This window comes from Mycobacterium sp. NGS19 (assembly GCF_059813155.1).
Window position 1 is genome coordinate 491,044 of record NZ_JCALEB010000001.1, and the last position, 24,216, is coordinate 515,259.

Here is a 24,216-nt window from a genome sequence, read left to right on the forward strand (position 1 = left end):
TCAAACCCTCTCGATGATGGTGGCCACGCCCATGCCGCCGCCGACGCACAGTGTGATCAGCGCGCGGCGTGCACCGCGGCGCTCCAGTTCGTCGACCATGGTGCCGGTGATCATCGCGCCGGTGGCACCCAGCGGGTGCCCCATCGCGATCGCGCCGCCGTTGACGTTGAGCTTCTCGTCGGGAATGTTGAGATCCTTCTGGAACTTCAGCACCACCGACGCGAACGCCTCGTTGAGCTCGAACAGGTCGATGTCGTCGACGGTCAGCCCGGCGCGGTCGAGCACCTTGCGGGTGGCCGGAGTGGGACCGGTGAGCATGATGACCGGGTCTGAGCCGCTGGTGGCGGTGGCCACGATACGTGCCCGCGGCGTCAATCCCTGTGAGGTGCCTGCCTTTTCGCTGCCGACGAGCACCAGCGCCGCGCCGTCGACGATCCCGGAGCTGTTGCCGCCGGTGTGCACGTGGTTGATCTTCTCCACCCAGTGGTACTTCTGCAGCGCCACGTCGTCGAACCCGCCCATCGAGCCGATCCCGTCGAATGCGGTCTTCAGCTTGGCCAGCCCTTCCATCGTGGTGTCCGGGCGCATGTGCTCGTCGTGATCGAGGATCACCAGGCCGTTCTGGTCACGCACCGGCACCACGGACTTCTCGAAGTAGCCGCCGGACCAGGCCGCAGCCGCCTTCTGCTGCGAGCGCAGCGCGTACGCGTCGACGTCCTCGCGCGAAAAGCCCTCGATTGTCGCGATGAGGTCGGCGCCGATGCCTTGCGGGACGAAGCCGATGCGGTAGTTGGTCTCCGGGTCGGTGGCCCACGCGCCGCCGTCGGAGCCCATGGGTACGCGGCTCATCGACTCGACGCCGCCGGCCAGGACCAGGTCGTCCCAGCCGGAGCGCACCTTCTGCGCGGCGGTGTTGACTGCTTCCAAACCCGAGGCGCAGAACCGGTTGAGCTGCACGCCGCCGGTGGTGTCGGGCAGTCCCGCGGCCAGCACCGCGGTGCGGGCGATGTCGCCGCCCTGGTCGCCCACCGGGGAGACGACGCCGAGGATGACGTCGCTGATCAGCGTCTCGTCCAGGTCGGGATAACGCCGGCGCAGCTCGTCGATCAGGCCGGTGACCAGGTTGATCGGCTTGACCTCGTGCAGCGATCCGTTCTTCTGCTTGCCGCGCGGGGTGCGGATGGCCTCGTAGATGAAGGCTTCTTCGGGCATGACTGATTCCTCTTCAGATGTCGTGAGGGCGGCACATCGAGCAGGCCGGCTCCCAAGAGCGTAGACCTCTGACACCGGAGCCTAGCAGCGACGCAAACCAACCTGTTGGTTGGGCCGCTCAGCGGCCCGAAACCGATCCGGCGCGGCTAGCCTGGCGCGCCGGCGTCGGAGTCGCGCAAGGCGTCCTGCAGGCGATCGAGCGGATCGCCGCGGCCCGGCTCCAGCCGCAAGACCGGTGGCTGACCACGCCCCGGAAGCCAGTCGGGATCGATGCCGCCCGAAGCGCCTGACGCAGCCGCGGGTGGCGGAGGAGGCGGCGGAGGTACAGGTGGCGCGTCGACCGGGGACGGCGGTGTCGGCGACGGTGCAGCGTGCAGCGCGTTGATCTTGCCGAGGAGCCGGGCGGCGGCGGCGTCGCGGATCGCGCGGCGTGCGGGGTCATGGTCGGAATTTCCCGCGAAGCAGCCGGCGGGGGCGGCATCCACCACCGCGAGCGCGTCGCGGTAGCGGTGCTCGGCCAGCGCAGCGTTGCCGTCGCGGGCCGCGTTGTCGCCGTGCGTTTCGCGTACCAACTCCAGGTCGACGCGCACCGGGCAAGACCGGCCGGCGGGGGTGGTGGCCAAGATTGCACTCAATTGCGTGTCGGCCTCCTGCACGTTGCCGTCCAGCGCGGCGGAGTCAGCCGCCCAGAACGCCGCGCGGCCCGGCTCCACGATGTTCACGAATTGGGCAATCTCGAGGTGGTGGCGTAGTCCATCGGCGTCACTGCGGGCCAGGTCTGCGGACGCAGCGTGGCCGGCAAGCACCACCGAAATCAGCTTGGCCGCAACGCATAGCGCGACGAGGAGCACCGGCGCCGAGTAGGTCAGCAGCCGACGGCGCAGTCGTAACCGCGACGGCCCGTTCACTGCGGTCACTGGTCGACCTCCAGGCGCACGACGCGACTGCGGCGGTAGTGGCGGATTGTCACGTAGATTTCGCACAGAACCAGAGTCGCCGCCATCAGCGAAAGAACCCAATACAACTCGACGCGCTCGGCGGATGCCGCGCTCACATTCACCCGCGGGACCGACGACAGCGCTGTCGCGAGGCTCTGACCGCTGTCGCGGTGAATGTAGGGCACGCCGAGTTGCTGGGCGATCGACGTGAGGCGGGTCTCGTCGATGCCGGACCGCAGCGGAGCGCCGCCCGGCGACTCACTCAGGTACGTCACTGTGCCATCGACTATTTCACTGGGCACCGGCCCGCCGTCCGGTGTGCCGTAACCCAGCACTGCGCCGCCGGCGACGGGAGCCGATCCGATGTCGAAGCGGCCCTGCGGTGCACGCGAACCGGCGGCGCCTGAACCGAAGTAGAACACGACGTTCGGTGCGCCCGGGAACTGCCGGGCGGACTGCTCGAGCTCGTAGCGCAGAATTCCACTGGCCGCAGCCGCATTCGTGTCCTGTAGCGCCTCCGGTGAAGTCGACGGGTACGACGACAAAGCGGCGATCTTAGGCTTGAGGCTCCAAACATCTTGCGACAGCGGCCAATCCAGATCTGAGTCGGTGGCGAACGAAATAATCGCGAACCGTGCGCCTGGATACCGCTCGACGAGTTCGCCCATGTCCCGGCGGATGCCCGCCATCCGCGCGGCGCCGTCACCGTAGTCCTCGACCCTCGACGCAGCAGATCGGTCGACCACGAAGAACACGTTGGGTGCAGTGTCGGCCGACGAGTTGTGAGGTGCGCTATCTCCAATGACAGGGCGCGCAGCGGCGAGAACCAGCAGCAGCATGGCCACGGTCAGCCCGCCCCAGCGCAGCAGCACAACGCCGAGATGGTCACGGCCACTTCGCCGTAGCGCATGCCGCAGGGAGATGGGGCGGACCGCCACGATCAGGATTGCGCACAACACCAACACCACGGCGGGTAGCACCGGCTCGAATCTCATCTCTGCGACACCGCCAGCGAGACGCACAGCAGCGCGGCCAACACCACGGCGGCGATCAAGGCCGCGTCTGGTCTGTCAGTCATATGCGTTGCGACGATCCCCGGACGCTCGGTGATGCGGTCGAGCACCCGGGTCAACTCCGGATTGGTACCCCCGGCCAGATCGGCCTCGGCGCCGGCTGGGCTGTACGTGTCGAACGTTCCGCCGGTGGCGGCGGCCAACGATCGCAGATTGTCGACGTCAGCGGTTGGCGCCAGCACGCTGACCCGAACCCCGGCCTGACGCGCCATCTGTGTGATCTGGTCGGGGCGAAAGAGTGCTGGCCGTTGCTCATCGACGTCGCGAATAGCGTTGTCACCGAGGAAGATCAGCGAGCGCTGTGGTGATGCTCCCGACGCCGGGAAACCAGCCAGACACAACGCGAGCACGTCCTCGACGCTGCGCGCGTAGTCGACGTACTGCATGGGAGCGCTGAATTCAACTGCGCGGGAACGTACTTCGAGAGTCTGCGCCGGCGAGAGCTGACCCTGCCGCTGCAACGCGGCGAGCCTGGCGTAGCGCGAGAAGGTGTCTGCGGCGTACCGGTAGTCGCGGGTCAGCGGTACGACCCGCAGGCTCGACGAGGTGAGACCGAGCCGATCGTCATCGAATCGCGATGTGCGGTGCGCGAAGTAGTTGAGCAGCCCGGCGGTTGCCGGATCCGTCACGGGCGCACCGACACAGACCATGACGTCGCTCGCCGCGGATTCCTCGGGTGCGAGCGGGCGCGAACCGGCCAGCACAGCCGCAGCGAACACGCCGGTCAGCAAGAGCACCGCGGTCAGCACCGACCACAGCTGGCGGCGCACCACGCGGGCATACTCCGGCAGCCGGGTGACCCGCTCGAGATGCGCGAGGGCCCGTAACCCGTTGCGCTGCAAGGCCGGCCGCTGCATCACCGCGACCGCGACAACCGCGCCCAGCCCGACGAGCCCGACGACCGCGATCGCCCACCACTTCAGCTCCACGACTGGATCAACTCCTCGGCGCGGCGCCCGACGTCTCGGATGTCGACCGTGCTCGCGGTGTTGAACTGCGCATCGTCGAGTGCCGAGACCAGCGGTGCGGCCGGGGCCAGATCACTGGCCGCCAACTGCCCCGCATGCAGATAGCGCACATGGTCGCCGGTGCGCAGGGCCAGGAAGCTGCGCAGGGTGCGTCTCATCGTGGCGGCGGCCTCTGGTGTCGCGACGGTTCCGGCCGCGTGCGCGTCGATCACGCCGCTGATGGTCCGGCTGAACCGGCGCCGGATGACGTAGGAGTGCACGTCGCGGATGAGCGGCATGCGCTGCAGCGTCGACGAAGGCAGCGTCCAGATCACAACGGCTGTGCACCAGGCGACGACGGCAACCACCAGCAGCACCCCCACCAGCAGCCACCACCACGAGTAGGGTCCCGGCCCGCCGAGATAGCGCAGCAGATCACCGGACATTGCCGAGCCTCCTGGTCATGTCGACGACTTTGGCGCGGATTTGCTCGGTGCCGCGAATCTTGGTGTACGGGATCGCATATGAGGTCATCAGCTCGTGGAGGCGCTGCGCGCGCTGTTGCTCGGTGCGCCGATACGCCGAAACCAGCCGACGATCGGCGGCAGCGGCGCCGACCAGGTATTGGCCGTCAGCCACGTCGTAGCCGTCGACCGCCTCTGCCAGCGGAGGCATATCCGACACCATCACCCACATCAGGTCGTGGCGCCCCACGAGCCGCGCAAGCACGTCCGATAGCCGATCGTCGACGTCGGGTTCGTCGGAGACGACGACGATCATCAACCGGCGGCGGTGCGCGGCGGCCACGTATGCCAGTTGCGTGACGATGTCACTGCGGCCGGGCCGCCCGCACGCGTGCCGGTAGAACCGGTCGAGCAGGCTTTCGATGTGCGTCTCGCCGCGCCCGTTTCCGGTGGTGGTGTAGCCGCGGGCGTCGCCGAACACCATGCTGATCTCGTCGAGGCGGCCCAGCGTGATCTGACCGACCGCCCCCATGACGGCAAGGGCGATGTCGCGCTTCGGTTCTGCGCTGGGGGCCAGTGCGGACATGTTGCGGCCCGCGTCGGCCACCAGCAGCACCTTGTGGTGTTTTTCCGAGACGAATCGCTTTGTCAATACCGTGCCGGACCTCGCTGACGCCTTCCAATCGATGTCGCGGACGTCGTCACCGGGCACGTAGGGCCGCAACTCGTCGAATTCGAGAGTGCGGGTGTGCAGCAACGCATAGCGGCCGCCTTCGAGCAGCCCACGGGTGTCGGTGCCGAAGTGCAGCCGGGCGTAGTTGAGGTACTTGCCCACGGTCCCCTACGGCACTCGTACCGCGCGCAGCACCGCGTCGACGACGTCGTCGGCCGTCACCTTCGCGGTGACCGCCTCGAAGCCGAGGATCAGCCGGTGACGCAGCACCCGGTGTGCCAGTCGCTGGATGTCCTCCGGCAGCACATGGCTGCGGCCGGACAGCACGGCCAGTGCGCGCGCGGCCATGCAGAACGCGATCGTCGCCCGAGGGCTGGCTCCGTACTCGATGAGTCGCGCCAGTTGTGCGGGCAACACCCCGTGCGGCTCCCGGGTGACGGCGACGAGCTCGCTGGCATAGGTCATCAGCACCGGATCCATGTGCACGTTGCGCACGACGGCTTGCAAACGGCGCACGTCGTCGAGCTCGACCACAGGCTGCGCCCGGCGCGACTTGTCATACACGCCGGCGTCGATGCGGGTCATCACCTCGACCTCTTCCTGCGGAGAGGGGTAGCGCAGCACCTCCTTGAGCATGAAGCGGTCGGTCTGGGCCTCCGACAGCGGATACGTGCCCTCCTGGTCGACGGGGTTCTGGGTGGCGATCACCAGAAACGGCTCGGGGATGGGATAGACAGTGCCGGCGATCGTGGTCTGCCGCTCCTCCATCGCTTCGAGCATCGCGCTCTGGGTTTTGGCGCTGGAGCGGTTGATCTCGTCGAGAAGCAGGATGTTGGTGTGCACGGGCCCGAGCTGGGTGGCGAACGTGTGGGTTTCAGCCTCGTAGATCTGGGTGCCGACGATGTCGCTGGGCAACAAGTCCGGGGTGCACTGCACCCGCTGAAACCCGCCGTGCACCGACTCGGCGAGCACTCGCGCGGCGGTGGTTTTGGCCAGGCCGGGCACGCTTTCGAGCAAGATGTGTCCGCCGGCGAGGAGCCCGATCAGCAGCGACTCCCGCAGATTGTGCTGGCCGACGATCTTCGCGTCGAACGCGCGGGTCAAGGCGCTGACAACGCGGTTTGCGTCTGCCATGCCAACGTTGTTGTGCTGCGGGCGTGCGGCGGTCATTGATTCCCGTTTCGTCGTCATCGTCGGCTCGCGCTGCGGCGCGGCGTTGCTGGGCAGGCTCGTTGGCTGAACCGTGCCCCGTGGATGAGGCGGCAAATGTGGCCGGGCGCAGGCCGCCCGGCGAGACCGTCGCCATTGTAGGCGCGCAAGATAGACCGCTATGACCGTCTCGCGGTTGGCACCGTTCGCCACCACGGTTTTCGCGGAGATGTCGGCGCTGGCCGCGCGCATCGGCGCGGTGAACCTGGGCCAGGGTTTTCCTGACGAGGACGGGCCGCCGGCGATGCTGGAGGCCGCCCGGCAGGCGATCACCGACGGCGTCAACCAGTACCCGCCCGGCCTGGGGATCGCCCCGCTGCGCGAAGCGATCTGCGCCGACCGGCAGCGCAAGTTCGGCGCCAGCTACGACCCCGACAGTGAGGTGCTGGTCACCGTCGGCGCCACCGAGGCCATCGCCGCCGCGGTGCTAGGCCTCGTCGAGCCGGGCTCCGAGGTGATCTTGATCGAGCCGTACTACGACTCGTACGCACCAGTGCTGGCGATGGCACAGGCACACCGGGTGACTGTTCCGCTGGTTGCCGACGGCCGCGGTTTCGCGCTCGACGTCGACGCGCTGCGGAAGGCGGTGACGCCGCGCACGTCGGCGATCATCGTCAACTCTCCGCACAACCCGACCGGGACCGTGCTCACCGACGCGGAGCTGGCCGCGATCGCCTCGGTCGCGGTGGACGCCGACCTGATGGTGATCACCGACGAAGTCTACGAACATCTGGTGTTCGACGACGCGCGTCATGTTCCGCTGGCCACGTTTCCCGGGATGGCCGACCGCACCGTGACGATTTCCAGCGCCGCGAAGATGTTCAACTGCACCGGCTGGAAGATCGGCTGGGCGTGCGGCCATGCCGACCTGATCGCCGGGGTGCGCGCCGCCAAGCAGTTTCTCTCGTATGTCGGCGGGGCCCCGTTTCAGCCCGCGGTAGCACTGGCACTCGACACGCAGCAGGATTGGGTGGCTGAACTGCGAAAAACGTTGCAGGGCAGGCGAGATCGGCTCGCCGCGGGACTGACCGAGCTGGGCTTCGAGGTGCACCACAGCAACGGCACGTACTTTTTGTGCGCCGACCCGCGTCCGCTCGGCTACTGCGACAGCAGCTCATTCTGCGCCGAACTGCCGCATCGGGCGGGCGTGGCGGCGATTCCGCTGTCGGCGTTCTGCGACCCCGACGGGCAACACGCCGCGGCGTGGAATCATCTGGTGCGCTTCACGTTTTGCAAGCGTGACGACACCCTCGACGAGGCGCTTCGCCGGCTGGCGGTGCTCCGAAGCTAGCGGAGCCCCTCGAGCGTGCGATTTCGTGGGCGAAACGCCGAGGGGGGTATGCGAATTCGCACAGTCGGCGGAATCCCCCGGCGCCGCAGCGGGGTCGGCGGCCACCGTACCCGAGAGTTTTGTCATCATTGACATGGGCTATGGGCCGGCGCAGACTGCGGCACCATGGTTCCGGTTGTGGTGCATGCGGTCGTCGGCGTCGTCATCGTCGCGCTGATCGTCGGCGTGAATCCGCAGATTTTCAAGCAGTCGGTCACCCCGAAGGTATCGGCGCTCGAGGCGATCTACTACCTCGCCGGCATCACCGCGACAGTGCTGGGCTACTACTTCATCGTCCGGTTCACCGACGAATACGCGCAGGGTTCGGTACACAATCCGTTCTGGGGGCCGGGCAGCTTGGCCGACTTCATCCGGCTCGGATACGTCAACCCGGCCGCCAGCAACGCAAGCCAGGACTACACGATCATGAGCGTGGTGCTGCTGCCGTTGTTCACCATCGTCGACGGCCGACGCCGCGGCATCCGACATCCCTGGTTGTATTTCCTGCTGGTGTGGACGCTGAGTTCGGCCTTCCCGTGGGCGTTCTACCTCGCGACGGTCGAACGGCAGCGTCGCGCCAACACCGTCCGCGAATCGGCGTTGCAGGCGTAATCGCTTACGGCGCTTCGGGATTGGCGGGCACCGCCCCCCGGCCGCCGAGCACCCGCCGGCGCAGACCTTCGGTCGCCACGTCGAGCACCTGCTTTTTGGCCCGCCTCATCAAGAACTCCGGAATGGGCGCGCGCAGCTCCATCGTGATGTCGAACCGCACCCTCGTCCCGCCGCCCTCCGGACGCAAGGTGTACTCCACGTGCTGGGCGTGCTGATTGAACGTCTCCTCGGCGTCCCAGACCATCCAGTCCCGGCCCCAGTGGTATTCGAGCACTTCCTTGTCGGTGATGCCCATCAATTTGTAGTGGACCTTGACGTGGTGGGGCCGGCCGTCCTCGTAGGTGTCGAGCACCTCGACGTGCTTGTGCAGCGGCGACCACGACGGCACCGATTCCACATCGGCGAGCGCATCGAGGACCGCCTCCGGAGGAGCATCGATCACGATTTCCCGCGACGCGCGCACAGCCACGAGTTCGAGGGTAATAACCTCCCCGCGGTTGGCAAGCCGGAATCCAGCTAACCCGCTACCAGCCGATCTCGTCGAGCGGTGTGGTGTGGGCGGGCGGCGGTCCGAAGTCGGCTGCCGGTGTTCGCGAGAAGCGCGGTGCAGGTGCTGCCTGGTCGAAACCGTTGCGGTGCACGATCGTCGAACGCGCGCGCAGGTGTTCGTTTTGCGCCGCCTCGCTCCATGTCAGCACCGGCGTGACACACGCGTCGGTGCCGGCGAAGATCTCCGTCCACTCGTCGCGCGTCTTGCCGGCGAACCGCTCGGTGAACACCTTGCGCATCTGCTCGAAGCCCGCAGGGTCGAGTTGATGCGGCAGGTCCTCCCCCGCCAAGCCGAGACCGTCGAGCAACTGGGCGTAGAACTGCGGCTCGATCGCGCCGACGGCCATGTACTTGCCGTCCGACGTCTCATAGGTGCGGTAGAACGGCGCGCCGCCGTCGAGCAGGCTGGACTCGCGCTCGTCGGAGAGCGAGCCAACGGCCTTCATCGTCCACTGCATCTGCGCCAGGATGCTGACCCCGTCGACCATCGCGGCGTCGATCACCTGGCCCTTGCCCGACTTCTCCCGCTCGTAGAGCGCCGCGACGATGCCCAGCAGCACCAGCATCGAGCCGCCGCCGAAGTCGGCGACCAGGTTCATCGGCGGCAGAGGCGGGCGATCGCGGTAGCCCATCGATCCCAGTGCGCCGGTCTGCGACAGATAGTTGATGTCATGCCCGGCGGTCAGCGCCAGCGGACCGTCCTGTCCCCAACCCGTCATCCGCGCGAAGATCAGCCGCGGATTGACCGCGGCGCAGTCATCGGGACCGATGCCCAGGCGCTCGCAGGTGCCCGGACGGAACGGGTCGAGCAGCACGTCGGCCTTCGCGACGAGATCCAGCAGCTTCTGCGGCTCGCTTTTCACGTCGAGGTCCACGATCCGCTTGCCGCGGTGCATCAGATCACGGTCCTCGCGCGGCATCCCGGTGCTGCCGGGTCGGCGCACCCGCACCACGTCGGCACCCAGGTCCGCGAGCACCATCGCCGCATGGGGTCCCGGTCCGATACCGCCCAACTCGATTACTCTCACCCCGGCCAGGGGTCCGCTGTTCGTCACGCCAGCAGACTATCGGCCGCCCTTCTTCAGAGACAGGACCCGCTTGCGCAGTCCGTCGGTGGCGTCGTTCATCGCACCCTTGATGGCCCGCTTCATGACGAAGCCGGGGATCGGAATCGCGGGTTCGACGGTCAGCTCGAATTTCACGCGCGTCTTGTCACCCTCGTCGGTGAGGGTATAGCTGGCGTCCTGACGTTTCTGCTGTTTCGAGCTGACCAGCGACCAGCTGACGACGTCGTCGGTCCATGTGTATTCGACTTCGCAGTCGTCGGTGATGCCCGCCGACTTGACCTTCATCTTGACTCGGTGCGGACGGCCGTCGTCGGTGGTGTCGACGATCTCGACCTTCTGTTGGGCCGACGACCACTCCGGGGCGGACTCGACGTCCGTGATCACGTCGAGCACCTCTTGCTTGCTCGCCTCGATGACTACTTCCTTGGTTTCGGTGATCGCCATGCCCCGGACCGTAGCGTCGAGACTGCGGTCAGATCGTCGATTCGCGTGTATTCGCGATCTGGACGCAGCGTCAGCGCCGCAAACCCTGGCCCAGCCGCAGCGCCGGCAGCAGGAAACTGCGCGGCGCGAACCGGCCGCCGATGCCGACGATCTTGGGCACCAACCCAGGCACCACGCTGCGTTTGCCTTCGAGCATGCCGGCGATCGCAGCCTCGGCCACGTCATGCGGGGACACCTGTGCGATCCCGACGCTCCACTGCTGGGCGTCGGCGATGTCGGCCCATTCCGTGGGGACTGGTCCCGGACACAGCACCGTGCACGAGACTCCGGTGCCGTGCAATTCCTCATGCACTGCCTCGGAGAAGGTCTGCACGAACGCCTTGGTGCCGGAGTACACGGCCATGCCAGGCAGCGGCTGGAAGCCCGCGACCGACGCGATGTTGAGCACCGCGCCGGCGCCGCGCTCCACCATGCCGGGCAGCGCGGCGTGGGTGAGCTCCATCAGCGCCAACGCATTGAGCACCACTTCTTCGCGTTCGCGTTCGATCGGCAGCGTGTAGAACGGTCCGCTGGTGCCGAACCCGGCGCTGTTGCACAGCCCGGCAACTGGGTCACGTTGGACCCGCTCGACCAGCTGGGCGCGGGCCGCGTCGTCGGCCAGATCGAGCGGCAGCACGTCGACGCGCACCCCGTGTGCGTCGCGCAATTCGTCGGCCAGCTCGACGAGCCGGTCCTGCCGGCGCGCCACCAGCACCAGCGGATAGCCGCGGCCGGCCAGCCCGCGGGCGAGTTCGGTGCCGATCCCGGACGACGCGCCGGTGATGACGACGTTGGTGTCAGCGCTTGGCTTCGGAAGACTCATCGCTCTTTGTGCTCCTCACGTCCGCGGCCTACCAGTGGATCCCGCGCGTGGCCTTGACGAAGGCCTCGCTGCGCTTGTCGAACTTCGGTTTCTCCTGGGCGGCTTCGTCGCCCTGCGCGGCCGCCGAGTCGTCGAACATCGCGAAGGCGCGATTGCGCACGAAGTCCATCAGCATCGGGTTCACCGCGTCGGCGAACGACGCGAATTGGCCGAACGGTGGGCTCACCCGGCGCGGCCGGTGCACGATCGCATCGGCGATCACGCCGGCCGCCTGCTCAGGGGTGAGCGTGGGGAACTTGTCGTAGACCTTGGTGGGGCTGATCATCGGCGTCTTCACCAGCGCCATGTAGACGGTCGTGAATCTCACGCCGTCGCTTACGGTTTCGGCCTGCAGCGAGTCGCAGAGCGTGTCGAGCGCGGCCTTGCTGGCGATGTAGGCGCCGAAGCGCGGAGCCCTGGTCTGCACTCCCGCCGACGACAGGTTGATGATGTGGCCGAATCCGCGTTCGCGCATGCCGGGGATGAACTTCAGGATCAGCTGCACTGCGCCCAGGTAGTTCAGCTGCATGGTGCGCTGGTAGTCGTGGATACGGTCGTAGGACAACTCCAGCGAGCGCCGGATGGAGCGTCCGGCGTTGTTGACCAGGATGTCGACGCGGCCCAGGTCGGCAAGCACTTTGTCGGCCATGTCCGCAATCGCGTCCGTGTCGGTCAGGTCGCACGGGTAGACGTGCGCGGTGCCGCCGGCGTCGGTGATGTCCTCGGCTACCGCTTCGAGTTTCTCGCGGGTGCGGGCCACCAGCACCAGCTCGCCGCCGGCCTTCGCCACCTTCTTCGCGGTGGCCTCACCGATGCCCGACGAACCGCCGGTGATCAGGATGATCTTGTCGCGGACCGCGTCCTCGAGAGTGTGGCCGGTGAGCGCGTCGACGAGGTTCTGCAGATAGAACGGCCGGTAGCGCCCCGCCGAGTTGGGGGTGTTGAGCAGATTCGACACCGCCGAAAACGGCTTTTCCACCAGGCTGGCCAGATCGCCGAGATTCATGCAGCAGTGGCTGCCCGTAACGCGCCGTCATCAAACGTGCGACACCGCTTTGACGCCGTAGTAAATCCGCGCGGAGTTGCGTCAACCGCTCCGCTCGGCGCGCTGATAAGCGCTCACCACCACAGCGCCGCCCAGCCCGATGTTGTGTTGCAGTGCGGCGCTGACGTTCTCGACCTGCCGCGCGTCGGCCTGACCGCGCAGCTGCCATGTCAGTTCCGCACACTGCGCCAGCCCGGTCGCGCCCAACGGGTGGCCCTTGGAGATCAGCCCGCCCGACGGGTTGACCACCCACCGTCCGCCGTAGGTGGTGTCGTTGTGGTCGGTGAGCTTGGGTGCTTCCCCTTCGCCACACAGGCCCAGGGCCTCATACAGCAGTAGCTCGTTGGCCGAGAAACAGTCGTGCAACTCGATGACCTGGAAATCCTGCGGGCTTAGCCCCGACTGGTCGTAAACCTGTTGCGCCGCAGCCACATTCATGTGATACCCGATCAGGCCCTTGGCCGTGCCGTCGAAGCTGTCGGTGAAGTCGGTGACCATGGCCTGCCCGACGATCTCGACGGCCTGGCCGCTCAGCCCGTGCTTGTCGACGAACTCCTCGGACGCCAGGATTGCGGCACCGGAGCCGTCGGACGTCGGCGAACACTGCAGCTTGGTCAGGGGGTCGTAGATCATCCGCGATGCCAGAATGTCGTCGAGCGTGTAGGCCTCCTGGAACTGGGCGTACGGGTTGTTCACCGAGTGCTTGTGGTTCTTGTAGCCGATCTTCGCGAAATGCTCTGCGGTGGAACCGTATTGCTTCATGTGTTCGCGGCCGGCGGCCCCGAACATCCACGGCGCCGGCGGAAACGCCAGGTCGAAAATCCCGGCCATCGCCCTGATGTGCTTTTCCATCGGCTGTGCGCGGTCGTCATAGGTCTAACCGAGCGAACCGGGCTTCATCTTTTCGAAGCCCAGCGCGATCGTGCAGTCGGCCAGGCCGCCGCGGATCGCTTGGGCAGCCAGATACAGCGCCGTCGAGCCCGTCGAACAGTTGTTGTTCACGTTGACGATCGGGATGCCCGTCATCCCCAGTTCGTAGAGGGCCCGCTGCCCCGACGTGGATTCGCCGTAGACGTAGCCGACATATCCCTGCTGAACCTCGCGGTAGTCGATGCCGGCGTCGGCCAGCGCCTTGGTGCCGGCCTCCCTGGCCATGTCCGGATAGTCCCAGCCTTCTCTGCGGCCGGGTTTCTCGAACTTCGTCATCCCCACGCCGATCACGTACACCTTGCTCGCCACGGCTCGCTCCTCGGTTGCGTTCCTGTATGCACGTAATGTAGGCCTCCATCGCCGCACGGGCTCCGATCTCTGCGACCATGACTCCGGATGTGACCAAAAGGGGGACCCGTCGAAATGACAGAGCTGAAATTCCTGGACCTGCACGGAGACCGGATTGCGTACCGCGACGAAGGCACCGGCGATGCGCTGCTGCTGATCCACGGAATGGCCGGCAGTTCCGACACGTGGCGGGCGGTGCTGCCGCGACTGGCGAAGAATCATCGCGTGGTGGCGCCCGATCTGCTGGGCCATGGACAGTCGGACAAACCGCGCGGTGACTACTCGCTGGGAGCCTTCGCGGTGTGGCTGCGCGATTTCCTCGACGAACTGGGCATCGCACAGGCCACGGTGGTCGGCCACTCGCTGGGCGGCGGGGTGGCGATGCAGTTCGTCTACCAGCATCCCGACTACTGCCGGCGGCTGGTGCTGATCGCCAGCGGCGGGCTGGGCCCGGATGTCGGGCTGCTTTTGCGGTTGCTGTCGGCGCCCGGCGCCGAATTGGTGCTGCCCGTCATCGCGCCGCGTCCGGTGCGCACCGTCGGCAACAAGGTGCGCAACTGGTTGCGCTCAGCCGGAATCCATTCGCCTCGCGGCGCCGAGATGTGGAGCGCGTACAGCTCGCTGGCCGACCGGCAGACTCGCCAGTCATTCCTGCGCACGCTGCGCTCGGTGGTCGACTACCGCGGGCAGGCGGTCAGTGCACTGAACCGCCTGCAGATGCGGGCGGACCTGCCGGTGATGGCGATCTGGGGCGACCACGACAACATCATCCCGGTCGACCACGCCTACGCCGCTGCGCAGGCACGCCAGGACAGCAGGCTCGAGGTGATGCCGGGCATCGGACACTTCCCGCAAGTCGAAGCGCCGATGGAGGTGGTGGACCTCATCGAGGACTTCATCGCGACGTCGGAACGGCCGTCTGTGCCCAGCGACGACTCCAGAACTTAGGCGGTCGGCTCTTCCGGCGAGCCTTCGCGCGGCTCCTTGGCCCGCTCGCTCGGCTTGCCCGCCACATCCTGCTCCTCGCGCTGTCCGATGACGTTCTCGTCCAGCTTGTCGACGATCTGCTCCAGCTCTTGGTCCCTATTGGGTTGCGCGGATTCCGTCATCTCGCTCTCATCGCTAGGCGTTGGGTCGTGTCAAGTGTCTACGGTGTCACCCGTGCCGTCTACTTACCCGCGGCGCCTATGGTTGAACCGCATGGACGTCGATCTCGCTGCCCGGCGGCCGGCCGCCCCGACGGTGACGTTGCGGCGATGTCGCGCGGCCAGCCGGTCGTCTCCCGTCAAAATCCTTGGCGCACAGCAGGTTACGTCCACACCGGGACTTGTCGTCGACCGATGAGGAAGGACAACGCGTGATCAGTTGGCCTCGACGACTTCAGGAGACCGCTCTTCGTCGAGTGTTGGCCGGCGTCATCGCGACAGCCGCGGCATGCGCACCGGTGTCAGGTTGTTCGAGCTCGTCGCCAACCGATGCTCCCGTGTCGGTGCCCTCTCTGTCATCGAGCACAATCGCCACTCCCAACGGACAGCTTGTGCTTCAGGGCGCGATCCTGGAGAAGTTCATCGAGGCCGGCGGCACCAGCGGCCAGCTTGGCCTGCCCATCTCCAACGAGCAGCAGGGGCCGGCCGGCGGCCGATACGCGAAATTCCAGAGCGGAGTGATCTACTGGACCCCGGCCAGTGGCGCACACATCGTGCGGGGCGCGATCCGGCAGGAGTGGGAGAACACCGGCGGCGCCGCGGGCCCGCTCGGATATCCCACCACCGACGAGCAAGCCGTCGCGGGAGGCTTGCGAACCGACTTCGAACACGGCAGCATCACCTACTCGGACGGCCAGACTCGCGTCGAAATGCATTGAGCTGCAACGCAGATCAGTGCGGGCTCGTCGCGTTCGCTGCCGCCCATGCCCGTTCGGCTTCGGAGTGCGCAGGCGGCGGAACCAGGCCGTTGATCATCCAAAGGTCCTCGCTGGTGTCGTCGACGTGGAATTCCCAGTGCAATCCTGACGTGACGTAGGGCTGCAAGATGGCGGCGATCCATCGCGCGGTGCGTTGCCGGCTGGCCTGATCGGGATTGTGCCGGGCGATGTGGTCGATGACCACTCGCAGTGCGGCAGCCGGTTTTTCACCGCCCACGTAGAGATCTTCGGGCCGCAGTTCGGCGAAGACCGTGACGACGTAGAAGCGTGGCAGCCCAACCTGTGCGTAGTGGTCGGTGATCCGAGCGGACAGCTGTTGTTTGTCTTCGTCGGTGAAGACGCCGGGCGTGTGATAGATCGTCCATAACGGCATGGCGGTGTCACTCCTCGATGTTCGGCGTGCTCAGCGCGCAAGCGGGAAGGTCAGGTTCTCGACTGGTCCGGACAGCGCCGCCTTCACCGATACCGTGACGTCGTCGGCGAGCACCTCAGCCGCGCCCTCCTCGAGCGCGGCGATGATCCGCTGGGCGATCACGTCAGGCGTTGTCTTGGGCAGATCGATAGCCGACACCATGGCCGTGTCGATGAATCCAGCGTGCACCCCCAGGACATGGGTGTTCTGCGACTTCAACTCTCCCCGAAGCGAATTCGTGATCGACCACATCGCGGCCTTCGACGCACCGTAGGCGCCGCTCCCGCCCAGCCAGGACAGCACCGAGTGGACATTCACCACCGCTCCACCGCCGTTGCTCGCCAAGATCGGCGCGAATGCGCGCACGACGCGCAGCGGGCCGAACGTGTTGACGTCGAACGTGGCGGTGATTTCGTCCATACGTGCGGTGAGCAACGGTCCGGGCAGCAGGATTCCGGCGTTGTTGACTAAGACCTCGACATCTGGGGCGGCGTCGGCCAGCGCTGCGACGGAGCGGTCCGACCGGACTTCCAACTCATGCGACACGACCCTGCTGCGGATGTCTGAATAATTCTGCCGCGCAGTCGAATACACCTTCCGTGCGCCGCGCCGCAGCACCTCGTCGACCAGGGCCGAACCCAGTCCACGCCGGCCTCCGGTCACTAGCACCACCTTGTCGGCCACTGCGACCACGACAACCACCTCCATCTAACTAACGACAACATTGGTCAGATGGAAGCACCTGCACCTGAGTAATGCAACCGTTAGTTATCATCGTCACGTGGCAATGGAGTTCGAAGAGCGGTTGCGCGACCGCACCCGATGGGCGGCCGATGCGTGCTCAGCCGCGAAAGCGTTAGACCTTCTCAGCACGAAGACGATCTTCTTGGTCATTCGCGAATGCTTCTACGGCACCACGCGCTTCGAGGACTTCGTCGAGCGCATCGGCACGTCGGCACCTGCCGTCTCGCGTGCGTTGCGGCAGTTGGAGTCCGCACGCATCATCACTCGCGTCCCCTACCGCGAACCGGGGCGGCGCGCCCACGACGAATACAAATTGACGCAGGCGGGCGAGGACCTGCTGCCCGTCTTCCTGTCGCTGGTGCAGTGGGGGGACACCTACCTGCAGAACGGCCAGGGGCCGCTTGACTTCGTCGACGCAGACACCGGCCGACCGGTGCGGGTGTGCGTCACGGCCGATGCTGACCAGCGGCCAGCCCGGTCGAGCGACATCGAGATCCGACGGCCCCGACGGCGCGACCGCAGCCGAGCCTGACACTCGCAAATCGCCCGACCAGCCTGGCCAAGGTTCCATTGTCGGCTGACTGTCAGGGGGTCTCCCTACCATTGGTCCAACGCGGCGGCGGTGGGCCTGCGCGGGGGAAGGTCGGGTCATGGGATTGCTGGGCATGGCGTTTCTGCCGTGGCGGGTCGCACGCCGGGTGGTCGGCGCGGTGGCGGGCGCGGTCGCGGCCGCAGCGCCGTCGGCCGACGACCTCGTGGTGGTCGGTGGCATGCCAGAGGGGGTGCCGCCGGCGGCGCTGAGGCCCGAGCCGAAGCTTCCCGCTCCCGCAGAATGGCCGTTCGGCGAGGACTTCCCTCGCACCTGCGGCACCGGCCGGCTGGCCGGCGGCGCACTGCTGTGGACCGATTTCATCTACGACGACCATGGCGCCACCGGCTTGCCGCTGAACATCCCGTCCAGCGGACTGATCGTGCCGCCGCGGGGCACGTACATCTATCCGGAGGGACCGGCGGCCCGCAACGGCGCCGACATCTTTCGGGCCGCGATCGGGCTCACGGACACCGACACGTGGTGGCGGGTGGACTGGAACACGGTGGTCGACGCGTCCGTGCCGATTGCCCTGTTCACCATGGACACCGACCGGACACGAGTAGCCGACGACGCCTGGCCGGCCGGCGCCGGAATCCGCTCGGCCGGCATCGACCGGGCGCTGCTGATCTCCGGGACCGGCGCGCTGCTGATCGACCTGGTGACGCACGAGTCGACTCCGGTCGCGCACATGGTCGACATGCAGTCGCGATCGTTTCTGGCTCGGGTGCCGCGCTCGCTGCTGATGCCGAGCGGCACCTGGACAGTGCGGCTGGCGGCCGGACTGGCCAATGCCGCCGGTGACCAGTTCGCCGACGTCACGGCCGATCATGGCGCGCTGCCGGGCCAGCCCAACGTGTACAACGTCGCATTCCGCACCCACGAGCAGGAGAAGACACACCTCAATTTCTGGTCCGACGAAGCGCAGGCGGCCGCGCTCACCGACGGCGACGTGTCGCAGTTTGCGCTGGCCGTCCCATGGGATCGGCTGGCGGCCCGCACCAGCACGCCGGAACCGGTGATCACCGGCACCACCACCCGCTGGTACGTGTCCTCGGTTGAGCTCGGGCAGGGTGTCGCCGACACCAACCTGCTGACGCTGAGCACCAAGCCGCTGTTCTTGGGCCGCGTCCAGCCGTACTCGGTGTGCCTGCCGGCCACCTACGCCCCCGGCCAGGTCCTGCCGCTGACTCTGCTGCTGCACTCGCTGGCGCTCGGCCAGAGCCAATTCGCCGCGATTGACCCGCGCCTTCTGCACGAGCTGTGCGACGGGCGCGGTTCGGTGGTAGTGACGCCGCTGGCACGCGGTCCGTCGTGCTGGTACTTCGACGAAGGCGAACTCGACGTCTGGGAAGTGTGGGCCCGCGTGGCCGAACAACTCGGCGCCGACCCCAACCGCACCGTCGTCGCCGGCTACTCGATGGGCGGCTACGGCACCTACAAGTTCGCGCTGTCATATCCGGAGGTGTTCTCGCAGGCGGTGGTGCTGGCCGGTCCGCCGACCTGCGGTGTGCGGCTGTGGCCCGGCACCGATATCCCGGCCGACTTCGACCCGCACTCGCACTGTGCGCGCGAAGGCGACACCTGGCGGCTGCTCGTCAATGCCCGCTGGCTGCCGTTCGTCGTCTGCCACGGGCTGGTCGACGAGCTGGTGCCGTTTCCCTCAGCGGCCGAGCAAGTGCTCGAGCTGGACCGGCTCGGCTACCGCTACCGATTCACCGTCTACCCGTTCGAAGACCACATCGCGTTCTTGTTCAAGGACAAGTTCGACGACCCTGTCGCGCACATGACAACCGGCCTGCGCCAAGCCGATCCAGGACACATCACGTTCGCGTGGTATCCGCAATTGGTCCGGCGCGATCTCGGCATTGGGCCCCACCGTGTTTGGTGGATCTCGGACTTGACCGCCGCGCCTGAGGTCGCGGCAACGCCCGGTGCGATCGCGGAGGTGGACGCCCGCTCCTACGCTCGGCCCGACCGCACCCGGACCACGCGGCGCCGACGAGGCTTCCTACCTCATTTCGACCCCACGCCCGGCCTTTACACCGAATTGACGTGGTACGAAGGGCCACCGGCTGCCGCGCTGCCCTACCTGACCCTGACGCTGGCCGGCGTCGCGGCGTTCACTGTCGACATCGGCCGGGCAGGGCTGGCCACACTGCCGAGATCCACGATTGCGGTAGTGACCGACACCGGCGCACAGCTCACCCTCGCCGCACTGCCGGCCGCGACGGGCGTGGAGCTTGACGGCGTGCCCGCAGGGCCGACGACGGTGATGGTGCCGCCGGGACGGCACCGGATCACGCTGACGGCGGCGCAGGCGCAGCCCGTCACAGCGTGACAAGATCAGGGCGGCGACTGTTCGAGCTCGTCGATCTGCCGGTCTAGGTCTGCCAATTCGATTGCGAGACGGCGCATGTGGTGTGCGACTTGAGCGCGTCGCTGTTCGAGCTGTGCGCGGCGCTCTTCACGGCCGGCGTGTTGTGCGTCGGTGTGCATGTGGTCGCTCCCGGTGGTCTGTGCAGTTGCAGCCAACAGGGAGTGTGCGCCTCGAGAGCCGGTGGTGAAGCCCGCCGCGGCGTTTGCCCGCACAAGCGAAAGACAACCGACATCGAGCCGTGATTTCGGCTAACCGTCAGCCACTCAGTGCGAGCCCGCGGGGGATCCGGTGGCCGTCGACGACCCAGAGGTCCCGGAATTGGTGGGCTTCTTGGCGCCGCGGGTCAGGCTGTCACCGAGACCGCCAAGCGCCGACTTCACGTTGCCGATCACCTGCCGGACGGGGTTCTTCGCATCCTTCGACGTTCCGTCGGCGGGCTTGGTGCCGCCGGAGCTCAGCGAGAGCTTCTTGTCGATGGAGAACGGAGCCGTCGAGGCCGAGTTCGCATTGGGATTGGACGCGGCGAGCGTCGAGGTCTGCGAGTTGCTCCGCGATCCGTCGACGGCCGAGGCGACCGGTCCCGGCAGATTATCCAGCGGGATCGTGACCAGGTTGCTCGAGTCGTCGATGTCATCCTTCGCCGCCTGCACACTGCCTTGCACGCCTTGGACGACCGCTCCGGGAAGATTGCGCGCCGCGGTAGCGGTTTCGGAGAACGACAACACGTTCATCGGCCGGGTCTGGGTGGGGTCGGTGGGAATCGGTTGGTTGTCTTTGTATCCGGCGTTGACGAGCTCGGTCAGCGTCGGCTCGACCGCGGCGGCGAGCACGTTGCCGCCCGGAATGAGCAGCAGCGGCTTGACCAATGGCAGATGGTCGGACTTGAACGTCACGAACGTCGTCGAGCTTCCCGGCAACGCAATGGGATCCTGTGCCAGCGAACCGTCTTCGTTCAGGATGTAGTGGTAGTGCGGCCCCGTCGGGTTCTGCGCCTCGGCGATGATTGCGTCCGGCACCGGCGCGGTGGCTTGGCCGCCGTAGCCCCAGACGTAGGCGACCAAGCTGTTGGCGTCGGCGAAGGGGTTCAGCGGGTTGGTTGGTGCGTCCGAGTTGATGTTGTACTCGTAGGCCACGTCGAGCACGGGGATGCCCGTGTTCGACGGTGTTGGTGCGCCGGAGGTCAGCAGGAGCGGCGCGAACGCCGAGTACGTGGTCCAGAATCCACCGCCGGCGCGGTTGGTGTTGTTGTCCAGCACCACCAGGTCGATGTCGTCGAGGGCGGAATCGTTGCGCTGCTTGAGGATGCCCAGCGCCGTGCCGGTCTGGCCGGCGCCCCAGCCCGAGGAGAGCACGACGATCCTGCGGGGATCATTGTCGTTGTCGTGGATCGCGGTGGCGATGCCGTTCGGCCCCAGGAAGAACGGGACCACTTGCTGAGTGCCGTAGCTCGACCAGTCGCGGTTGTAGTAGTCAGCGCTGGCGAAGATCTGCGCTGTCGAGTTGGCCGGCGTGATCAACGCGGTGAGTTCGATCTGCGGCGCCACGGTCACCGTCGTGCCCGTAGTCAGCGCGGTCGTCAGACTGGTGGCGCTGAGCGCGGCGGCCGCAAGTCCCGGAGCAAGGCGCCGCCGAGCGGCGCAGCGAATCCGACGGGACTTGCGATGATGCTTACCGGCCATCTGAGCCGCTCCTTGACTGTGTAGACGAGTGACGTCGCGAAGCGCTGACAAGTCGCAGCGGGGACGCCGAACTGGGCCGAGCCTAACACTCAGCTAACAAATCCTCAGCTGTCCAGCAAATTAATTTCCGCGGTCTTGCGGCACGCTCCCGGCAGCCCCGGCGCCACCTCTCGACGCCTGTCACCGGCCAGCGCTCGCACTGCCGGCCGCCGCGCCCGCGGCGCCACGTTTCATACCCGTCTGCGCGCGAATGTGGTGGTAGCCTTCGAACCTTATGCCGCCGTCTCCGCCACGCTTGATCGTGGAGCCCGACGATGGCATCGACCCGGTCCGCGAGTTCATCGCCACGGCCACGACATCGCTTCTGGTGAAACAATTCACGTTCACCGAGCAGAGCCTGCTACAGGCAGTCATCGACCGTAGCAACGCCGGCGTGGACGTGCGCGTCATGCTCAACCCGAAGCGTTCGAGTGGCGACCGCGCCAACGACGAGACCTACCAACAGTTACAAGAGACCGGGGTCGCCGTCCAGTGGTCGAATCCGAAATTCTATGTGACACATGAGAAGTCGATCGTCGTCGACAACGCGGCCGCGCTGGTCGCCACGTTCAATCTGATGACCAAGTACTTCACGCTCACCCGGGACTACGGCATCATCACCAACGATCCTGCGCACGTCGCGCAGATCGTGGAAGTTTTCGACGCCGACTGGGAACACCGCGACTGGATGCCGACGAATTACGAAGGGCTGCTGTGGAGTAACGCGAATTCTCGTTACCACATGGCCCGATTCATCGACACCGCTCGACACCGGCTGGACGTGCAGCATCCGAAGTACGTCGACGCGGTGATCCTCGACCACCTCGCCGCCGCGGCGCACCGTGGCGTGAAGGTCCATGTGCTGTGCGGCGGCAAACACGGCATCAGCGAGTGGGACATCCTCGACACGTTCGCGTCACTTCGTACGTTGCGGCGCTTCGGGGTCAAGGTGCACAAACAAAAGAACCTGCGCGTGCACGCCAAGCTACTGATCGCCGACGGCGAGCGTGCGTTGGTGGGCTCGATGAACATCGACCGCAGCGCCTTCGACCTGCGGCGCGAACTGGGCATCGAAATCGGCGACCCGACCGTCGTCGCGCGGTTGAAAAATGTGTTCGATGCGGATTGGGAGCTGTCCCACCACTACGAACCGCCAGATCCCCTCGACGCAATGCCGCATACCGAGGACGACTTTCCGCACGACCAGGACCTGATTCATGAGTGAGGTCGAGCCGGCTCGCGAGAAGGTTTCACTGACCGAAATTGCGTTGACGTTCAACCACATTGCGCTTGCCTCGTTCGGCGGCGGACTCTCCGCGTGGTCGCGCGAAGTCCTGGTGGTCGAAAGGCACTGGCTGGCCGAAGAGGAATTTCTCAGTGCCATGACGATGTGCCGCATCCTGCCCGGCGCCAACCAAGTCAACATGGCGGTGTTCGTCGGCACCAAGATGGGCGGTGTGTCCGGCGCCATTGCGGCGTTGCTGGGCCTGTGCCTGATGCCTGTAGCGCTCATCTTGGTGATGGCGTTCGTGTACTTCCGATTCAAGGAAATTCCGGCGGTCAAGGGTGTTCTGCACGGGGCATCGGCGGCAGCGGTGGCGCTGACCGTAGCCATGGTGATCAAGACCGGCAAGAAGTGCTTGACCGGCGTGGCGCCAATTCTATTGTGCGCCACGGCTTTTGCGCTCAACGGCGTGCTACGCTGGCCGCTGCTGGAGACGCTGGCAATCGTGGCGCCGCTGAGTCTGCTGTGGGCGTGGCCGAGGAAGCAGGCCGCGTGAAGACCTACCTTGATCTGGTCATGCTCTTTGGTTCGTTGTCGCTGATGTCGATCGGCGGCGGCAACGCGGTTTTGCCCGAGATGCACATCCGTGCGGTGAACGGCAACCATTGGCTCACTAACTCTCAGTTCGCCGACATCTTTTCGATCTCGCAGGCGGCGCCGGGCCCCAGCATCCTGATCGTCGCGCTTGTGGGCTATTCCGCCGGGCTGTCCACGGCTGGGGTGCTCGGCGGAGTGATTGGCGGGCTGGTCGCCACCGTGGCGATGGTGTTGCCCGCGGCGATCCTCGTCTACGTGATCACCCAGTTCTGGCAGAAGGCGGAGAAATCGCGGTTGCGATACGCGGTCGAGAAGGGTTTCCCGCCGCTCACGGTCGGGCTGATCCTGGCCACGTCGTTGGTGATGAGCCGCGCCGCCGACCACGACTGGCGCGCTTATCTGTTGACGGGCGTGTGCACGGCGATCTTCGTGTTCACCAAGACGAACCCGCTGATCGTGGTAGCCGCGGCCGGCGGAATCGGTTACCTCGGCGTGGTGTAGCTCTTTGCAGGAGGATGAATCCGCCAATCCGCCAGCGCATCGGGTTCCTTCGTCCTAGGTGTCCTGCTGGGTTCGCGTCACCAGGCGATCAAACGGCCGGTTCTTTCAGGCCTTTCGCCGTCGGCCGGAAGGGATACCGAATAGCCGAGGGCGGTAAGCTCCGCGATCGCCTCAGCTGGTGCATCACGCACCACTGCCCGCGTCTGAATGCGCCGCCATCTCGGGCGGCCCGCGTGAATGACCTCTTCCCAGCCGTCGGTGCCTTGGAAGCCGCAGTCTCTGATCAGAAACTCGATGGTGTCTTCCAGACACGGACGAAATCGCTCGCCGCCCATCGGGAAGTGCAGCGACTCGATGCTGTGCGGCGACTTGTGCTCAAGCCTT

The 24,216-nt window shown here is 66.5% G+C and carries 26 protein-coding genes and 1 pseudogene; 9 read left to right on the top strand and 18 right to left on the bottom strand.

Annotated features, from left to right (window positions below):
* From AC5Y4N_RS02505 to AC5Y4N_RS02535, 7 genes are all read right to left on the bottom strand, one after another.
* A complete protein-coding gene (locus AC5Y4N_RS02505) occupies positions 1–1,212 on the bottom strand; it encodes an acetyl-CoA C-acetyltransferase (RefSeq protein ID WP_499906773.1) in 1,212 nt (403 codons plus the stop codon).
* A 146-nt stretch (positions 1,213–1,358) separates the two neighbouring features.
* Positions 1,359–2,129, bottom strand: a complete 771-nt coding sequence (locus AC5Y4N_RS02510) for a hypothetical protein (RefSeq protein WP_499906775.1) — start codon at positions 2,127–2,129, stop codon at positions 1,359–1,361.
* Positions 2,126–3,145: a vWA domain-containing protein gene (locus tag AC5Y4N_RS02515; protein ID WP_499906777.1), complete on the bottom strand. Its 1,020-nt coding sequence runs from the start codon at positions 3,143–3,145 to the stop codon at positions 2,126–2,128. Before AC5Y4N_RS02515 ends, AC5Y4N_RS02510 begins: the two co-directional genes overlap by 4 nt.
* Complete coding sequence (locus tag AC5Y4N_RS02520; RefSeq protein WP_499906779.1) at positions 3,142–4,152, bottom strand: hypothetical protein; 1,011 nt, start codon at positions 4,150–4,152, stop codon at positions 3,142–3,144. Before AC5Y4N_RS02520 ends, AC5Y4N_RS02515 begins: the two co-directional genes overlap by 4 nt.
* On the bottom strand, positions 4,143–4,616 hold the full coding sequence (locus AC5Y4N_RS02525) for a hypothetical protein (protein ID WP_499906781.1): 474 nt from the start codon (positions 4,614–4,616) through the stop codon (positions 4,143–4,145). Before AC5Y4N_RS02525 ends, AC5Y4N_RS02520 begins: the two co-directional genes overlap by 10 nt.
* Complete coding sequence (locus AC5Y4N_RS02530) at positions 4,606–5,469, bottom strand: DUF58 domain-containing protein (RefSeq protein ID WP_499906783.1); 864 nt, start codon at positions 5,467–5,469, stop codon at positions 4,606–4,608. The genes AC5Y4N_RS02525 and AC5Y4N_RS02530 overlap by 11 nt, the downstream gene beginning before the upstream one ends.
* A gap of 6 nt (positions 5,470–5,475) precedes the next feature.
* Entirely contained in the window at positions 5,476–6,477 is a 1,002-nt protein-coding gene (locus AC5Y4N_RS02535; RefSeq protein ID WP_499906785.1) for an AAA family ATPase, read from the bottom strand.
* A gap of 160 nt (positions 6,478–6,637) precedes the next feature.
* Between AC5Y4N_RS02535 and AC5Y4N_RS02540 the strand changes: the two genes are divergently transcribed.
* Complete coding sequence (locus tag AC5Y4N_RS02540; RefSeq protein ID WP_499906787.1) at positions 6,638–7,807, top strand: pyridoxal phosphate-dependent aminotransferase; 1,170 nt, start codon at positions 6,638–6,640, stop codon at positions 7,805–7,807.
* 165 nt (positions 7,808–7,972) lie between these two features.
* Positions 7,973–8,458 (top strand): DUF2834 domain-containing protein, encoded by a 486-nt coding sequence (locus tag AC5Y4N_RS02545; protein ID WP_499906789.1) that lies wholly within the window; start codon positions 7,973–7,975, stop codon positions 8,456–8,458.
* A gap of 4 nt (positions 8,459–8,462) precedes the next feature.
* Here AC5Y4N_RS02545 and AC5Y4N_RS02550 read toward each other — a convergent pair whose 3' ends face one another.
* The 6 genes and pseudogenes from AC5Y4N_RS02550 to AC5Y4N_RS02575 all read right to left on the bottom strand — a co-directional run bounded on the left by AC5Y4N_RS02550 (position 8,463) and on the right by AC5Y4N_RS02575 (position 13,703).
* Positions 8,463–8,927, bottom strand: a complete 465-nt coding sequence (locus tag AC5Y4N_RS02550; RefSeq protein ID WP_499906792.1) for an SRPBCC family protein — start codon at positions 8,925–8,927, stop codon at positions 8,463–8,465.
* 55 nt (positions 8,928–8,982) lie between these two features.
* Positions 8,983–10,062 (bottom strand): CaiB/BaiF CoA transferase family protein, encoded by a 1,080-nt coding sequence (locus tag AC5Y4N_RS02555; protein WP_499906794.1) that lies wholly within the window; start codon positions 10,060–10,062, stop codon positions 8,983–8,985.
* 9 nt (positions 10,063–10,071) lie between these two features.
* On the bottom strand, positions 10,072–10,518 hold the full coding sequence (locus AC5Y4N_RS02560) for an SRPBCC family protein (protein WP_499906796.1): 447 nt from the start codon (positions 10,516–10,518) through the stop codon (positions 10,072–10,074).
* A 70-nt stretch (positions 10,519–10,588) separates the two neighbouring features.
* Positions 10,589–11,380: an SDR family NAD(P)-dependent oxidoreductase gene (locus AC5Y4N_RS02565; protein WP_499906798.1), complete on the bottom strand. Its 792-nt coding sequence runs from the start codon at positions 11,378–11,380 to the stop codon at positions 10,589–10,591.
* Between the two features lie 28 nt (positions 11,381–11,408).
* Positions 11,409–12,425 carry an SDR family NAD(P)-dependent oxidoreductase gene (locus AC5Y4N_RS02570; RefSeq protein WP_499906800.1) on the bottom strand — a complete coding sequence of 339 codons (1,017 nt, stop codon included), beginning with the start codon at positions 12,423–12,425 and terminating at the stop codon, positions 11,409–11,411.
* An 81-nt stretch (positions 12,426–12,506) separates the two neighbouring features.
* Positions 12,507–13,703 (bottom strand): annotated as a pseudogene (locus tag AC5Y4N_RS02575) (lipid-transfer protein).
* A 114-nt stretch (positions 13,704–13,817) separates the two neighbouring features.
* Here AC5Y4N_RS02575 and AC5Y4N_RS02580 point away from each other — a divergent pair.
* Positions 13,818–14,690, top strand: coding sequence for an alpha/beta fold hydrolase (locus AC5Y4N_RS02580; RefSeq protein ID WP_499906803.1), 873 nt, complete (start codon positions 13,818–13,820; stop codon positions 14,688–14,690).
* Here the strand turns inward: AC5Y4N_RS02580 and AC5Y4N_RS02585 are convergent.
* Positions 14,687–14,851: a hypothetical protein gene (locus AC5Y4N_RS02585; protein ID WP_499906805.1), complete on the bottom strand. Its 165-nt coding sequence runs from the start codon at positions 14,849–14,851 to the stop codon at positions 14,687–14,689. The genes AC5Y4N_RS02580 and AC5Y4N_RS02585 overlap by 4 nt on opposite strands.
* Before the next feature lie 428 nt (positions 14,852–15,279).
* Between AC5Y4N_RS02585 and AC5Y4N_RS02590 the strand changes: the two genes are divergently transcribed.
* The gene (locus AC5Y4N_RS02590; RefSeq protein WP_499940446.1) at positions 15,280–15,606 is read left to right on the top strand and encodes an LGFP repeat-containing protein; all 327 of its coding nucleotides are present in this window, start codon (positions 15,280–15,282) and stop codon (positions 15,604–15,606) included.
* A 13-nt stretch (positions 15,607–15,619) separates the two neighbouring features.
* On the opposite strand, the gene AC5Y4N_RS02595 is transcribed toward AC5Y4N_RS02590, so the two are convergent.
* Positions 15,620–16,039, bottom strand: coding sequence for a tautomerase family protein (locus AC5Y4N_RS02595; protein ID WP_499906809.1), 420 nt, complete (start codon positions 16,037–16,039; stop codon positions 15,620–15,622).
* A 30-nt stretch (positions 16,040–16,069) separates the two neighbouring features.
* Positions 16,070–16,786: an SDR family oxidoreductase gene (locus AC5Y4N_RS02600; protein WP_499906811.1), complete on the bottom strand. Its 717-nt coding sequence runs from the start codon at positions 16,784–16,786 to the stop codon at positions 16,070–16,072.
* Between the two features lie 79 nt (positions 16,787–16,865).
* On the opposite strand from AC5Y4N_RS02600, the gene AC5Y4N_RS02605 reads away from it, so the two are divergent.
* Positions 16,866–17,354: a winged helix-turn-helix transcriptional regulator gene (locus AC5Y4N_RS02605; protein WP_499907458.1), complete on the top strand. Its 489-nt coding sequence runs from the start codon at positions 16,866–16,868 to the stop codon at positions 17,352–17,354.
* Positions 17,355–17,472: 118 nt separating this feature from the next.
* Positions 17,473–19,752 carry a prolyl oligopeptidase family serine peptidase gene (locus AC5Y4N_RS02610; protein ID WP_499906813.1) on the top strand — a complete coding sequence of 760 codons (2,280 nt, stop codon included), beginning with the start codon at positions 17,473–17,475 and terminating at the stop codon, positions 19,750–19,752.
* A 302-nt stretch (positions 19,753–20,054) separates the two neighbouring features.
* On the opposite strand, the gene AC5Y4N_RS02615 is transcribed toward AC5Y4N_RS02610, so the two are convergent.
* Positions 20,055–21,470, bottom strand: coding sequence for a PE-PPE domain-containing protein (locus AC5Y4N_RS02615; protein WP_499906816.1), 1,416 nt, complete (start codon positions 21,468–21,470; stop codon positions 20,055–20,057).
* Positions 21,471–21,744: 274 nt separating this feature from the next.
* Here AC5Y4N_RS02615 and AC5Y4N_RS02620 point away from each other — a divergent pair, with 274 nt between their 5' ends.
* From AC5Y4N_RS02620 to AC5Y4N_RS02630, 3 genes are read left to right on the top strand one after another with little or no spacing between them, the layout of a single operon-like run.
* Positions 21,745–22,734, top strand: coding sequence for a phospholipase D-like domain-containing protein (locus AC5Y4N_RS02620; RefSeq protein ID WP_499906818.1), 990 nt, complete (start codon positions 21,745–21,747; stop codon positions 22,732–22,734).
* A complete protein-coding gene (locus tag AC5Y4N_RS02625; RefSeq protein WP_499906820.1) occupies positions 22,727–23,290 on the top strand; it encodes a chromate transporter in 564 nt (187 codons plus the stop codon). Before AC5Y4N_RS02620 ends, AC5Y4N_RS02625 begins: the two co-directional genes overlap by 8 nt.
* The gene (locus AC5Y4N_RS02630; RefSeq protein WP_499906822.1) at positions 23,287–23,832 is read left to right on the top strand and encodes a chromate transporter; all 546 of its coding nucleotides are present in this window, start codon (positions 23,287–23,289) and stop codon (positions 23,830–23,832) included. Before AC5Y4N_RS02625 ends, AC5Y4N_RS02630 begins: the two co-directional genes overlap by 4 nt.
* Positions 23,833–23,909: 77 nt before the next feature.
* On the opposite strand, the gene AC5Y4N_RS02635 is transcribed toward AC5Y4N_RS02630, so the two are convergent.
* Positions 23,910–24,167, bottom strand: a complete 258-nt coding sequence (locus tag AC5Y4N_RS02635; protein WP_499906824.1) for a hypothetical protein — start codon at positions 24,165–24,167, stop codon at positions 23,910–23,912.
* Between the last annotated feature and the right edge of the window lie 49 nt (positions 24,168–24,216).

Excerpts from the sequence above, each read along its gene's own strand:
- AC5Y4N_RS02505 (WP_499906773.1), bottom strand. The coding sequence starts at position 1,212 with ATGCCCGAAGAAGCCTTCATCTACGAGGCCATCCGCACCCCGCGCGGC.
- AC5Y4N_RS02515 (WP_499906777.1), bottom strand. The coding sequence starts at position 3,145 with ATGAGATTCGAGCCGGTGCTACCCGCCGTGGTGTTGGTGTTGTGCGCA.
- AC5Y4N_RS02525 (WP_499906781.1), bottom strand. The coding sequence starts at position 4,616 with ATGTCCGGTGATCTGCTGCGCTATCTCGGCGGGCCGGGACCCTACTCG.
- AC5Y4N_RS02535 (WP_499906785.1), bottom strand. The coding sequence starts at position 6,477 with ATGACCGCCGCACGCCCGCAGCACAACAACGTTGGCATGGCAGACGCA.
- AC5Y4N_RS02540 (WP_499906787.1), top strand. The coding sequence starts at position 6,638 with ATGACCGTCTCGCGGTTGGCACCGTTCGCCACCACGGTTTTCGCGGAG.
- AC5Y4N_RS02545 (WP_499906789.1), top strand. The coding sequence starts at position 7,973 with ATGGTTCCGGTTGTGGTGCATGCGGTCGTCGGCGTCGTCATCGTCGCG.
- AC5Y4N_RS02560 (WP_499906796.1), bottom strand. The coding sequence starts at position 10,518 with ATGGCGATCACCGAAACCAAGGAAGTAGTCATCGAGGCGAGCAAGCAA.
- AC5Y4N_RS02565 (WP_499906798.1), bottom strand. The coding sequence starts at position 11,380 with ATGAGTCTTCCGAAGCCAAGCGCTGACACCAACGTCGTCATCACCGGC.
- AC5Y4N_RS02570 (WP_499906800.1), bottom strand. The coding sequence starts at position 12,425 with ATGAATCTCGGCGATCTGGCCAGCCTGGTGGAAAAGCCGTTTTCGGCG.
- AC5Y4N_RS02580 (WP_499906803.1), top strand. The coding sequence starts at position 13,818 with ATGACAGAGCTGAAATTCCTGGACCTGCACGGAGACCGGATTGCGTAC.
- AC5Y4N_RS02585 (WP_499906805.1), bottom strand. The coding sequence starts at position 14,851 with ATGACGGAATCCGCGCAACCCAATAGGGACCAAGAGCTGGAGCAGATC.
- AC5Y4N_RS02595 (WP_499906809.1), bottom strand. The coding sequence starts at position 16,039 with ATGCCGTTATGGACGATCTATCACACGCCCGGCGTCTTCACCGACGAA.
- AC5Y4N_RS02600 (WP_499906811.1), bottom strand. The coding sequence starts at position 16,786 with ATGGAGGTGGTTGTCGTGGTCGCAGTGGCCGACAAGGTGGTGCTAGTG.
- AC5Y4N_RS02605 (WP_499907458.1), top strand. The coding sequence starts at position 16,866 with ATGGAGTTCGAAGAGCGGTTGCGCGACCGCACCCGATGGGCGGCCGAT.
- AC5Y4N_RS02610 (WP_499906813.1), top strand. The coding sequence starts at position 17,473 with ATGGGATTGCTGGGCATGGCGTTTCTGCCGTGGCGGGTCGCACGCCGG.
- AC5Y4N_RS02615 (WP_499906816.1), bottom strand. The coding sequence starts at position 21,470 with ATGGCCGGTAAGCATCATCGCAAGTCCCGTCGGATTCGCTGCGCCGCT.
- AC5Y4N_RS02620 (WP_499906818.1), top strand. The coding sequence starts at position 21,745 with ATGCCGCCGTCTCCGCCACGCTTGATCGTGGAGCCCGACGATGGCATC.
- AC5Y4N_RS02625 (WP_499906820.1), top strand. The coding sequence starts at position 22,727 with ATGAGTGAGGTCGAGCCGGCTCGCGAGAAGGTTTCACTGACCGAAATT.
- AC5Y4N_RS02635 (WP_499906824.1), bottom strand. The coding sequence starts at position 24,167 with ATGGGCGGCGAGCGATTTCGTCCGTGTCTGGAAGACACCATCGAGTTT.